11 protein-coding genes are annotated in these 12,458 nt (G+C 65.2%); 1 reads left to right on the top strand and 10 read right to left on the bottom strand.

The window, feature by feature from the left end; genetic code table 11:
* Nucleotides 1–9 precede the first annotated feature (9 nt).
* Nucleotides 10–627, top strand: a complete 618-nt coding sequence (locus IRZ12_RS02055; protein WP_296463581.1) for an LON peptidase substrate-binding domain-containing protein — start codon at nt 10–12, stop codon at nt 625–627.
* Nucleotides 628–712: 85 nt separating this feature from the next.
* Here IRZ12_RS02055 and IRZ12_RS02050 read toward each other — a convergent pair whose 3' ends face one another.
* The 10 genes from IRZ12_RS02050 to IRZ12_RS02005 form a co-directional block, all read right to left on the bottom strand.
* Nucleotides 713–1,336: a GNAT family protein gene (locus IRZ12_RS02050; RefSeq protein WP_296463578.1), complete on the bottom strand. Its 624-nt coding sequence runs from the start codon at nt 1,334–1,336 to the stop codon at nt 713–715.
* A 66-nt stretch (nt 1,337–1,402) separates the two neighbouring features.
* Nucleotides 1,403–1,915: a DNA-deoxyinosine glycosylase gene (locus IRZ12_RS02045; protein WP_296463576.1), complete on the bottom strand. Its 513-nt coding sequence runs from the start codon at nt 1,913–1,915 to the stop codon at nt 1,403–1,405.
* Entirely contained in the window at nt 1,912–2,739 is an 828-nt protein-coding gene (locus IRZ12_RS02040) for a spermidine synthase (protein WP_296463575.1), read from the bottom strand. The genes IRZ12_RS02045 and IRZ12_RS02040 overlap by 4 nt, the downstream gene beginning before the upstream one ends.
* Complete coding sequence (htpG, locus tag IRZ12_RS02035) at nt 2,736–4,640, bottom strand: molecular chaperone HtpG (RefSeq protein ID WP_296463574.1); 1,905 nt, start codon at nt 4,638–4,640, stop codon at nt 2,736–2,738. Before htpG ends, IRZ12_RS02040 begins: the two co-directional genes overlap by 4 nt.
* 185 nt (nt 4,641–4,825) lie before the next feature.
* A complete protein-coding gene (locus tag IRZ12_RS02030; protein ID WP_296463615.1) occupies nt 4,826–5,380 on the bottom strand; it encodes an HNH endonuclease in 555 nt (184 codons plus the stop codon).
* A 111-nt stretch (nt 5,381–5,491) separates the two neighbouring features.
* A complete protein-coding gene (locus IRZ12_RS02025; protein ID WP_296463572.1) occupies nt 5,492–6,580 on the bottom strand; it encodes an MBL fold metallo-hydrolase in 1,089 nt (362 codons plus the stop codon).
* Nucleotides 6,581–6,583: 3 nt separating this feature from the next.
* Nucleotides 6,584–8,893, bottom strand: a complete 2,310-nt coding sequence (gene parC / locus IRZ12_RS02020) for a DNA topoisomerase IV subunit A (RefSeq protein WP_296463570.1) — start codon at nt 8,891–8,893, stop codon at nt 6,584–6,586.
* Nucleotides 8,893–10,851 (bottom strand): DNA topoisomerase IV subunit B, encoded by a 1,959-nt coding sequence (gene parE, locus IRZ12_RS02015; protein WP_296463568.1) that lies wholly within the window; start codon nt 10,849–10,851, stop codon nt 8,893–8,895. Before parE ends, parC begins: the two co-directional genes overlap by 1 nt.
* Before the next feature lie 81 nt (nt 10,852–10,932).
* Nucleotides 10,933–11,100, bottom strand: a complete 168-nt coding sequence (locus IRZ12_RS02010; protein WP_296463566.1) for a hypothetical protein — start codon at nt 11,098–11,100, stop codon at nt 10,933–10,935.
* The gene (locus IRZ12_RS02005; protein WP_296463565.1) at nt 11,097–12,308 is read right to left on the bottom strand and encodes an MFS transporter; all 1,212 of its coding nucleotides are present in this window, start codon (nt 12,306–12,308) and stop codon (nt 11,097–11,099) included. The genes IRZ12_RS02010 and IRZ12_RS02005 overlap by 4 nt, the downstream gene beginning before the upstream one ends.
* Nucleotides 12,309–12,458 lie beyond the last annotated feature (150 nt).

Below are 12,458 nucleotides of genomic sequence, written 5' to 3'. Positions count from 1 at the left end.
CGTGCTGCCATGAATCCGATACCTCTCTTCCCCCTCAGCCGGGCGCTCTACCCAGAGGGCATCCTACACCTGCGCGTCTTCGAAATCCGCTACCTCGACATGGTCAAACAGTGCATTGCCGAACAAAGCGAGTTCGGCGTCGTGCCGCTGCTGGCCGGCAACGAGGTCCGCACCCCCGAAGGGAAAGAAGTCCTCGCCGATTTCGGCACCATGGCGAAGATCGAACGCTGGGACGTGCCCATGCCGGGGCTCATGCAACTGCGCTGCGTGGGCACGACGCGTTTTCGCCTGCTCTCGAGCGAGCAGCGCAAGTACGGGCTTTGGGTCGGAGAAATCGAGTGCTTGCCCGATGATCCCCCGACACCGATACCCGAGTCCCTGCAACCCAGCGCCAACACCCTCGGACGCCTGATCGCCGACATGCAGCAAGAGCGGATACCGGTCGCCGAGATGCCATTCGCCCCGCCGTTCCGCCTGGACGAGTGCGGGTGGGTCGCCAACCGCTGGGCGGAGCTGCTGCCGCTCCTGCCGCCCCAGCAACGCCACTTGCTGGCCGACGGCGACCCGCAAAGCCGGCTGGGCCAGATCCAGGACATCCTGAAGCGACGGAAGCTACTGGTCGGCTGAAGGGTGCGGCGGGCGGCGCACGCCTATGGGCGCGCCCATCGCGACACTAGGCACCCCACCCAGACACGCGGCGTGCCGGCCCTTCTCAATGCGGCAACGGCTCCAGGCGCGGCGTAATGCCGCCTTGCGTCAGCCGCAGCTCCAGCGCGGCCCGCACTTGCGGCCATTCTTCTTCGATGATGCTGTACATGGCGGAGTCACGACGCCGCCCGTCCGGCATGATGCGATCCTTGCGCAGGATGCCTTCGAGCTTTGCGCCCAGCCTTTCGATGGCACGGCGGGATTGTGCATTCAGGGCATCGGTCTGCAATTGCACCCGCAGGCATCCCAGGTACTCGAAGGCATAGCGCAGCATCAGGTACTTGGCCTCGGTATTCACGAAGCTGCGCTGCCACGAGCCGGCGATCCAGGTATAGCCAATCTCCAGTTTGCGATGCGCGCGGTCGAGGCGGCAATAGCGCGTGCTTCCGACGAGCTTGCCCCCGTCGCGCAGGGTCGTCGCAAAAGGAATGGCCTCCCCGGCATCCCGCGCCGCCAGGGCGACATCGACGTAGTTCTGGGCCGACGCCAGGTCGGCCGGAATATGGGTATACGGCGTGCGCCAGACGTCGCCGTCACGCGCCGCCTCCGCCAGGCTGGCGGCGTGCTCTCGCGTCAAAGCCTCAAGCACGACCTTCTCGCCCGCCAGCGAAATCCGCAAGGCATCCATCCTCTCCCCCGGAAAAGCGATGCGCCATTGTAGAAGCGAGCGGCCGGCAACAGCGCAGAATCGGCTTCACTCGTCGAACAGCATCCGCCATTGCGCGAGCTTTTGTTCAAAGCTATGCAGGGCTGCAGCAGGCGAGGACGAGGGGAGCCGGTATACCCGGTATCCGTGGTCGGCCAAATGGCGGCCCAGCTTCCACGAGAGCCCGCCGTTAAAGCCTATGCGCGATACACGAGGCGCGTGCTCGCGCAGATATGCGGCGAGGGGATTGGCCTGCGCATCGGTGACGCTGGCGTCGAGGCTGCCTTGGCGGCGGCAACGGGCGACCACGTCCCAGATGCCTACGCCGCGCGCGAGCAACGTGCGCAATCGGTCCGGATACGGAAGCGCGGCGAGCTCGATGCCCAGGCAGGCACCGAGCAGGCGCCAGAACTGGTTCCGCGGGTGAGCGTAATACTGGCCCTGCGCCAGCGAGGCCACGCTCGGAAAACTGCCCAGGATGAGGATGGACGTCTCGCGATCCAGCACTGGCGGAAAACCGCTGAGCGCGCCGTCACCGTTCGTCGAGCGATCTGCCTTCATGGCGCTGCCGACTGGATCCGTCCCAACTCGGACGCCAGCGAGCGGGCCCATTTGCGGGCCGGCAAACCGTAGCGCCGTTCGACCTCCTCGGCCCGGGACAACAGTGTGGACGCGTCGACGGCGAGCGGTGGGCCCGCCAAGGCGATGGCCACGCGGTTACCCTCCTCGATCTCGGGCAGCATCAACACGCGTCCCTCGAACGCTTCTTCGAGATTGCGACGATTGAGTTCAAAACTTTCGTGCGCACCGAACAGGTTGACGGTCACCACGCCAGCCTGGCGCGCATGGGCGCTGACCACGCGGCGGCAGCCGCGGTAAAACGCCACAGAGTCGCGCACCGGGCCGCGCGCCTCATGGTCGTACAAGTCCACCATCAAGACGCGGCAGCTGCCGCGGTTGGCAATGTCCTGCACCCATTCGCCGGCGTCCGCGTGCGTCACAAGAAAACGTTCGTTCTGCTCCGGCAGCCGGAAATAGGCGTGGCATGCGGCCGTCACGCGGGGATTCCATTCGACGGCGTGCACCACGCTGTCGGTGTGCTTGAGGCAGAACCGCACCAGCGAACCGGCGCCCAGCCCTAGGGCGCCGATGGCCTCGGGGCGCTCTGGTGGTTCGAGGAACAACAGCCACGCCATCATCTGGCGCGTGTATTCGAGCACCAGCGAATACGGGCTGCGCACCTTCATCGCCCCTTGTATCCAGGGGCTGCCGAAATGCAGATACCGGATCCCGTCTTCTTCGGAGAAAGTGGGATCGTCGAGTTCGCTGGGGCCGGCCGAGGCGGGACGTATCCGCCCGGCGGCGCTGCGGCGACCGCGGCTCAAGACTGGCTCAGCAGCAGGCTGTTCATCCGGCGCACGAAGGCCGCCGGGTCTTCGAGGGTGGCACCTTCTGCCAGCAAGGCCTGGTCCAGCAATAGCTTGGCCCATTGCTCGAACGCTTCGTCCGGCGCGTCTTTGATGCGCTCGATCAACGCATGGTGCGGGTTGACTTCGAGGATGGGACGCGTCTCCGGCGTGGCCTGCCCGGCCGCCTTGAGCAGGCGCTGCAGGTGCTGGCTCATTTCGTGGGTGTCCACCACGACGCAGGCAGGCGAATCGACTAGGCGGAAAGTCACGCGCACGTCCTTGACCGCATCGCCCAGCGTTTTCTTCAGGCGCTCGACCACGGGCTTGAAGGTCTCGGAGACTTCTTCCTGCTGTTTCTTCTCTTCCGCGTCGGCCATCGCACCCAGGTCCAGCCCGCCTTTGGCGATGGAGACCAGCGGCTTGCCCTCGAACTCGCGCAAGAAGGACAGCATCCATTCGTCGATGCGGTCGGTCAGCAGCAGTACCTCGATGCCTTTCTTGCGGAAGATTTCCAGGTGCGGGCTATTGCTCGCGGCGGCGAACGTCTCGGCCGTGACGTAGTAGATCTTGTCCTGCCCTTCTTTCATGCGGGAGACGTAATCGGCCAGGGAGACGGTCTGCTCGGGCACGCCCTCATGCGTCGAGGCGAAACGCAGCAGCTTGACGATGCGCTCCATGTTGGCCGCATCCTCGCCCACGCCCTCCTTGAGCACCTGGCCGAATGTCTTCCAGAAGGTCGCATAGTCTTCCTTGCGATTCTCGGCCAAGTCTTCGAGCAAGCCCAGGACGCGCTTGGCGCTGCCCTCGCGGATCGCGCGCACGTCGCGGCTCTCTTGCAAGATTTCGCGGGAAACGTTGAGGGGCAGGTCGGCCGAATCGATGACGCCGCGCACGAAGCGCAAGTACGTTGGCAGGAGCTGCTCGGCGTCATCCATGATGAAGACGCGCTTGACGTACAACTTGACGCCGTGCTTCTGGGTGCGGTCCCAGAGATCGAAGGGGGCGCGCTTGGGTATGTATAACAGCTGGATGTACTCGGTGCGGCCTTCGACCCGGTTGTGCGTCCAGGCGAGCGGGCCTTCGAAGTCGTGCGCGACGTGCTTATAGAACTCGACGTACTGCTCTTCGGTGATGTCAGACTTGTTGCGCGTCCACAGGGCGCTTGCCTGGTTGACGGTTTCCTCTTCGTCCTTGGTCACGTATTCGGACTTCTTCTCGTCCCACTCCTCCTTCTTCATCCGGATCGGGATGGAGATGTGGTCGGAATACCGGCGCAGGATCTCGCGCAGCCTCCATGACGACAGGAATTCGTCCTCGCCTTCGCGCAGCGTCAGGATGATGTCCGTGCCGCGCTCGGCCTTCTCGGCGGGCGAAATCGTGAACTCGCCGTCGCCGGTGGACTCCCAGCGGATCGCTTGGTCCGCGGGCAGTCCCGCCCGGCGGCTGACGACGGTGACTTTCTGGGCCACGATGAAGGACGAATAGAACCCCACGCCAAACTGGCCGATCAGCTGGGCATCCTTCTGCTTGTCGCCCGTCAGTTGCTGGAAGAACTCACGCGTGCCCGAGCGGGCGATGGTTCCGAGATTGGCGATCGCCTCTTCCCGGCTCATGCCTATCCCGTTATCGGAAATCGTAATGGTGCGCGCAGCCTTGTCGAAGCCGACGCGTATCGCCAACTCCCCGCTGCCCTCCAATAGCTCGGGGCGGTCGATGGCCTCGAAGCGGAGTTTGTCGCAAGCGTCGGAGGCGTTCGAGACGAGCTCGCGCAGAAAGATTTCTTTGTTGCTGTACAGCGAATGAATCATCAAGTGCAGCAACTGCTTGACTTCGGTCTGGAAGCCCAGGGTCTCGGAGGTTTGTGCGGTCTGGCTCATGTCGTCGAAAGGCATCCTGCCCGCCCTGCACGGCGGCGGCCAGCGGCACGGCCGGCCGGGCCGCGGCGCCCGCGACGGACGGCGCAGGTGATGCACTGTGATGAAACGGAATGTTGTTGGCGGGCGACACGCCCTGGCCGCCACATGGGGGCGGCTAAAAATATTTCAAGTGTAGCCGGTCCGGATCAGGCGGCCAGGCGGCTGGTGGGAGGCACCCCGGCCATGAGGAATTCCATCTGGTCGGCCAGGATGCGGCGGTTGCGCAGGATCATGCCCTCCCAGCGATTGGGCCGGTAAGGCAGATAAAGCAGCGGCATCTCCGCCTGTTCCGGCGTGCGGTTGCCCTTGCGCTGGTTGCAGGCCCGGCAGGCGGTGACGACGTTTTCCCAGGTCGTGGTGCCCCCGCGGGACTCAGGGCGGACGTGTTCGATGGTGAGTTCCGACTCGGGGAAACAGCCGCCGCAGTAGCCGCAGATGTATCGGTCGCGCGCGAACAGCCGCTCGCGGCTGATGCTGATGGACGCCGCCCGGTCGCCGCGGAACTCACGGCCGCGCACGGCGATGATGCTGGCGGTGCTGACGGTGGAAACCTGCCCCGTCAACCGGTTGGTGCCGCCGCGGTAGGTGACCGTGGTTTCCCCCAGTTCCCATGCCACCCGGCCCGCGACGTGCAGGCTGATGGCCTTTTCGATGTCCACCCAGTGCACCGGCGTACCGGCCACATCGAGCGCGAGAACCAGATGCGCCACAGCGTCCTCCTCAACGGATTGCCTATCGCTATCTCTGACTGTTTTTTTATACAGCCCATCAATGACCAAATCAAGACAAGGCCGCGACGGGCAGGAGGGAGGTCAATCCCCGGGCGCCCGCACCAGCCAGCGGCCGTCACGCAGGATGCGGGTTTCGCCATGGCGCATGACGAAGAACTCCTCGGGCGGCACTTCGGCGTAACGCATGGCCCGGGCCAGTTCGTGCGGCGGCTGGTCCAGGGGCTCGTCGGTCAGCTCGAAGGTTCCCCAGTGGATGCCCACCGAGGCCTTGGCCCGCACCTCGCGATGCACCTGCACGGCTTCGGTCGGGTTCATGTGGTGGACGCGCATGAACCAACGCGGCGCATATCCGCCTATGGGCAGCGCCGCCAGGTCGAAGGGGCCGGCGCGCTCGCCGATGGTGGCGAGGTCCCGCGAATAGCCGAAATCGCCGCCGAACAGGAAATTAAAGGCCGGCTCCCGGGTCCGGACGGCCCACGCGCCCCACAGCGTCGCGCTGCGGTCGAAGGGGGTGCGGGCGCTCCAGTGCTGGACCGGCAGCAGCGTGAAGACGGCGTCGCCCACGATGGTCTGCCCCCACCAGTCCAAGGGCCGCAGGTCCACGGCCTCGGGCACATTCTTGCGGAACCAGACGTCCACGCCCAGCGGCACCATGAAGACCGGAGGCCCGCCCTGTTGCTTGGCAAGCGCCCTGACCGACGCGAGGTCGAGGTGATCATAGTGGTTGTGAGAGATGACCACGGCGTCGATCCGGGGAAGGTCCTCCAGCGCGACGCCCGGGGGCTGGTGGCGCTTGGGACCGGCGAAGCTGACGGGCGAGGCCCGTTCCGAAAAGATCGGGTCGGTCAACAAATTGAACTGCCCCAGCTGCACCAGTAGCGTCGAGTGGCCGATCCAGGTGACGCGCACCTCGGAAGACGGCTCCTTGAGCCACGCGACGTCGGCCACGACCGGGGTGAGCGACTCCTCGGGAGGATGCGGCAGGCCGCGCATCCAGCGGTCGAACTGCCACCGCCAGAAATCCACCTTGCCCGGGGTAGCGTGAGAGTACAGGTTGCGGAAACCCTGCTTGGTGTGATGCGGCTGGTTGGGATCGTAGTACGGATTGACCGGAGAGCATCCTGTCAACGCCCCCGCCACCAGAACCGCCGCCAGCCACTTGCCCATCATGATTTACAACACCGGCGACAACACGGGTTGCTTGGCCTTGACGTCGAGCAGCCTTCCCTTGCGTGCCCGCTTCCCGACGTAGGCTGCCAACGCCTCACCCGCGAGAATGTCTTCATAAGGCTTGTTGCGGTAGATGCCACTGACCCGCAACCCGCCTGGCCCGACCGGGACGGCCTGCGCCAGGCTGTCCTTGGCGTCGACGTCCATCAGCGTCGTGCCTCGGCCGCCGGCCGACAAGGTCTTGACCTCCGCGAGGCCGAACACCAAGAAGCGCCCCTTGGCCGACAAGAGCGCGAGCGACTCCGCCCCGTCGAACAGCGGCACCGGCCGCAGTGGCCGGTCGCCCGCATCGAGGGACATGAACTGCTTGCCGCCACGCTGGCGCGTCACCATGTCGCCCAGCCGCGTGATGAAGCCCATGCCGCGTTCCGTGGTCAGCAGCCAGCGGCCGTCGGCCGGCCCGGCGACCATGTGCTGGATATGGGTTCCCGGCTCCAGGTCGATGAGCGTCGTGACCGGAACCCCGTCCCCGCGCGCCGACGGCAATGCGTTGACCGCGACGGAATAGACGCGTCCGTTGCTGCCGATGGCGACCAGTGTGTCGGTCGTGCGGCATTCGAACGCGCCATAGAGGGCATCGCCGGCCTTGAAGGTGAACAGGCTGGCGTCGTGGCCGTGCCCCTGCCTGGCCCGCAACCAGCCCTTCTGCGACACGATGACGGTAACGGGCTCGTCGATGACTTTGGCCTCGACCGTGGCGCGCTCGGCGGCCTCGATGAGCGTGCGCCTGTCGTCGCCGTACTGCTTGGCATCGGCTTCGATTTCCTTGACGATGAGACGCTTGAGCGAAGACGGATTCGCCAGCAGGTCTTCCAGCTTGGCGCGCTCCTCCTTCAGGTCTTTCAGTTCCTGCTCGATCTTGAAGCCTTCGAGGCGCGCCAACTGCCGCAACCGCATCTCGAGGATGTCCTCGGCCTGCCGCTCCGACAGTTTGAAAGCCTGCATCAGCGCGGGCTTGGGCTCGTCCGATTCGCGGATGACCTGGATTACCTCATCCACGTTCAGGTAGACCACCATGCGGCCTTCGAGCACGTGGATGCGGTCGAGCACCTTGTCCAGCCGATACCGCGAACGCCGCGTGACGGTTTGCGTACGGAACGCCAGCCACTCCTCGAGGATCTCGCGCATGGATTTCTGGCGCGGACGGCCGTCATTGCCAACCGCCACCAGGTTGATGGGCGCGCTGCTCTCCATCGACGTATGCGCCAGCAGGGTGTTGATGAATTCGTCCCTGTCCACGCGCGAAGTCTTGGGCTCGAACACCAGGCGCACCGGCGCGTCCTTGCCGGATTCGTCGCGCACCGTATCGAGCAGGCCGAGCAGCGCCGCCTTGGTCTGCTGCTGCTCGGCGGTCAGGCTCTTCTTGCCGGCCTTGATCTTGGGATTGGTGAGCTCCTCGATTTCCTCGAGCACCTTCTGGCACGACGTCGCCGGCGGCAGCTCCGTCACCACCAGTTGCCACTGGCCGCGCGCCATTTCCTCGAACTTCCAGCGTGCACGCACCTTGATGGAGCCGCGGCCGAGGCTGAAGATCTGCGCGATCTCGGACTGGGGCGTAATGATCTGCCCACCCCCAGGGTAATCGGGGCCGGGCAGCAATGCGTAGAGCTCTTCGTCCGGGAGCTTGGGGTTCTTCAACAGCGCGACTGCCGCCTGGGCGACCTCTCGCAGGTTGTGGGGCGGGATCTCCGTCGCCATCCCCACCGCGATGCCCGACGCGCCATTGAGCAGCACCATGGGCAAGCGCGCAGGCAGCTGCTTGGGCTCCTGGTGCGAGCCGTCGTAGTTCGGGACGAAATCGACCGTGCCTTCGTCGAGCTCGTCCAGCAGAAGGCGGGCGATAGGGGTGAGCCGGGCCTCGGTATAACGCATGGCGGCCGCGCCATCGCCGTCACGCGAACCGAAGTTGCCCTGGCCGTCGATGAGCGGATAGCGCAGCGAAAACGACTGCGCCATGCGCACCAGCGCATCGTACGCGGCCTGGTCGCCGTGCGGGTGATATTTGCCGAGCACGTCGCCCACGACGCGCGCCGACTTCACGTGCTTGGCGTTGGGGCCCAGCCCCATGGCCTGCATGGCGTACAGGATGCGCCGCTGCACCGGCTTCTGGCCGTCGCTCACATCGGGCAGCGCGCGCCCCTTCACTACCGACACTGCATAATCGAGATAGGCCTGCTCGGCGTAGCGCGCCAGCGTGATCGCGTCGTCGCCGCCCGGCGCCTCGAACAAGCCGGGTTGTCGTTCATCCGTCATTAAATATCCACCTCGGCCAAGTCACCTTTTTCTTCCAGCCACGAACGCCGCTGTGCGGCCTCGCCCTTGCCCATCAACATGTCGAAGATGCGCGTGGTCTCCTCGGCGCTGAGATCGCCGTAGCCCACCGGCAGCAGGCGCCGGGTATCAGGGTTCATCGTGGTTTCCCAAAGTTGCTCGGGGCTCATCTCGCCCAGGCCCTTGAAGCGGCTGATGGTCCAGGACCCTTCGCGCACGCCCTCCTTGCGCAGCTTGTCTTCCACCGCGGCCAGCTCGCCCTGGTCCAGGCAATAGAGCTTGCGCGGCGGGCGCTTGCCCTGCGCCGGCACGTCCACCCGGAAAAGCGGGGGACGCGCGACGTACACGTGGCCGGCTTCGACCAGCTTCGGGAAATGGCGGAAGAACAGCGTGAGCAGCAGCACCTGGATGTGCGAGCCATCCACGTCGGCATCGGACAGAATGCAGATGCGGCCGTAGCGCAGGCCGGAAAGATCTGGATCGTCTCCCGGGCCGTGCGGATCGACGCCTATCGCCACGGCAATGTCGTGGATCTCATTGTTGGCGAACAGGCGGTCCCGTTCGACTTCCCATGCGTTAAGCACCTTGCCGCGCAGCGGCAGGATGGCCTGGAATTCTTTGTCGCGGCCCATCTTGGCCGATCCGCCGGCCGAATCCCCTTCGACCAGGAAGACCTCAGTGCGCGAGACGTCGGTGCTTTCACAGTCGGTGAGCTTGCCAGGCAGCACCGCCACGCCCGAACTCTTGCGCTTTTCGACTTTCTGCGTGGCCCGCACGCGCGACTGCGCCTGCCGGATGACGAGCTCGGCCAGCTTCTTGCCGTACTCCACGTGCGAGTTGAGCCAGAGCTCCAGCGCCGGCTTGCAAAAGCCGCCCACCAAGCGCACCGCATCGCGGCTGTTCAGCCTTTCCTTGATCTGGCCCTGGAATTGGGGATCGAGCACCTTGGCCGAAAGGACGAAGCTCGCCCGGGCGAAGACGTCTTCGGGCAGCAGCTTGACGCCCTTGGGGCTGAGGTTGTGCAGTTCGATGAAACTCTTGACCGCGTTGAACAGGCCGTCGCGCAGTCCTGCTTCATGCGTGCCGCCCGCAGGCGTGGGGATTAGGTTGACGTAGGACTCCCTCACCACGTTGCCGTCTTCGGTCCAGGCCACGACCCATTGTGCGCCCTCGCCTTCGGAAAAGCTCTCGTGGTCGGCGCCGGCATATTGCTCCCCTTCGAACAGGGGAATCAGCAGTTCTGCACCCGCCAGGGCTTCGGTCAGGTAGCCGCGCAGGCCCTGCTCGTAAAGCCAGCTTTGCGTCTCGCCCGTTTTTTCCACATGGAGCGTCACCTTCACGCCGGGCAACAGCACGGCCTTGCTGCGAAGCAGGCGGGTCAGCTCGCCGAGGGGGATGACGCTACTGTCGAAGTACTTGGGATCGGGCCAGCAGCGCACGCGGGTGCCGCTCTTCTTGCGGGCGGGATCGGAAACCTGCGCAAGTTCCTCGACCACGTCGCCGTGCTCGAAAACCAGCCGGTGCGCCTGGCCGTCGCGCCAGACGGTCACTTCGAGCCTCGACGACAAGGCATTGGTGACGGAGACGCCGACGCCGTGCAGGCCGCCGGAAAAGGAATACGCGCCGCCGCCCTGTTTGTCGAATTTGCCGCCGGCGTGCAAACGCGTGAACACCAGCTCGACGACGGGTGCGTTTTCTTCGGGATGCATGCCCACGGGTATGCCCCGGCCTTCATCCTCCACCGTCACGCTGCCATCGGCGTGCAGCGTGACCTGCAGGTGCTTGCCATAGCCGGCCAGGGCCTCGTCCGCTGCGTTGTCGACGACCTCCTGCACGATGTGCAGCGGGTTTTCGGTTCGCGTATACATGCCCGGGCGCTGTTTGACGGGCTCCAACCCCTTCAGCACCCGGATGGAAGCTTCGTTGTAACGAGTAGCCAAGTTTTCCCCAGCAACTGAAAAATGAAGGCCTATTGTACGGAGGGACGAAAACCTGGCCCCGCCGTACCGGATGCGCCCACCTCAATAGCCGCACAGGGCCATGAGCGCATCCCAGCCGACCACCAGTTCGGGTCGCAAATAGCCCAGGAAGGCTACCGCAAGCACGGCGCCCAGCAAAGTATAAGCAAGCAGCGCGCGCCATCTCCCACGAATAAAACGGCCGGGAAAGCGGCTGCTCGGCGGCTTCATGCGGCCGTCCTCGCCGGTACGAGGGCCTGCTCGCGCACTGGCAGGCAAAGCGCTGCGGCGACCAAGCCCAGCCCAACGGACAACCACCAGACCACGTCGTAACTGCCCGTCGCCACGTACAGTTTGCCGCCCAGCCACACGCCGACGAAACTGCCGATCTGGTGGCCGAAAAACACGATGCCAGACAGGGTCGCGGCATAACGCATGCCGTAGATTTGGCCGACGAGCCCCGTCGTCAGGGGAACCGTGCCCAGCCACACCAACCCCATCAGCGCCGAGAACACGTACAGCAGGGCCGGCGTAAGCGGCAGGAACAGGAGCAGCAAGATCGCGGCCGAGCGCGTCGCGTACAGCAAGGCGAGCAAATGCTTCTTGCTGTGGCGTCCGCCCATCCTGCCCGCCCAGTATGACCCGATCACGTTGAACAAACCGATCAGGGCGATGGCCATCGCGCCGCTGGATGCGTTCAGGCCACCATCGACGACAAAGGCGGGAAGGTGGAGAGTGATGAAGGCGGTGTGGAACCCGCACACCGCGTAGCTCCAGAACAGGAAATGGTAGGAGCGATCACCGAAGGCTTCGCGCACGGCGGCACCCAGGGACTGGGCGCCGGCCACATGTGCGGGCCGGCCGGTCAGCCGGGAAGCCAGGGGCAGCGCCAGCAAGATCATGGCGGACAAAGCCCACAGCGCCCCGGTCCAGTCGAATCGGTCGATCAGCCATTGGCCCACCGGCGTCACGACGAACTGCCCCATCGAGCCCCCGGCACTGGCAAAGCCCATGGCGGTACTGCGTCGTTCCAGCGGCACGGCGCGCGCCACGACGGGAAGCAGTACCGCGAACGTAGTACCCGCCTGGCCCAGGCCCACCAGCACGCCCGCGCTCAGGTACAGCATGGGCTCGGAGCTCGCATAGCGCGTGCCGATGAGCCCGAGCGCATACAACGACGCGGAAATCACGATGGTGCGGCCTGACCCCCACTTGTCCGCCACCGACCCCATCAGGATCGCAGACAGGCCCCAAACCAAATTTTGGATGGCGAAAGCAAGGGAAAAAACGTCGCGCCCCCAACCGTGCGCCAGCCCCATGGGCTGCATGAGCAAGCCAAAGGTGGCGCGCGCCCCCATGGAGAACAACAGGACAAAGGACGCGTACACGACGACGCGGTCGACGGAGACGGAGGAGGGGCTGTGGTTGGGCGATGACATGAGAGGATGACCTAGCTGCCATGGCGGCGCGTTGGAGGCCGGCGCCTGTGAGCCATGGTCTCCAGGATTGTAGCGTCGGGGCAGTTCGCCCGCCGCCCCGGAACCGCCGGGGAAGGCGGCCCTGCCCCGGTCTCGTATACCAATATGACG

The organism is Pigmentiphaga sp. (genome assembly GCF_019689535.1).
In the GTDB taxonomy this organism is placed as follows: domain Bacteria; phylum Pseudomonadota; class Gammaproteobacteria; order Burkholderiales; family Burkholderiaceae_B; genus Pigmentiphaga.
The sequence above is the reverse complement of the archived record's forward strand: the minus strand, read 5'-3'. Positions and strand labels throughout refer to the sequence as shown.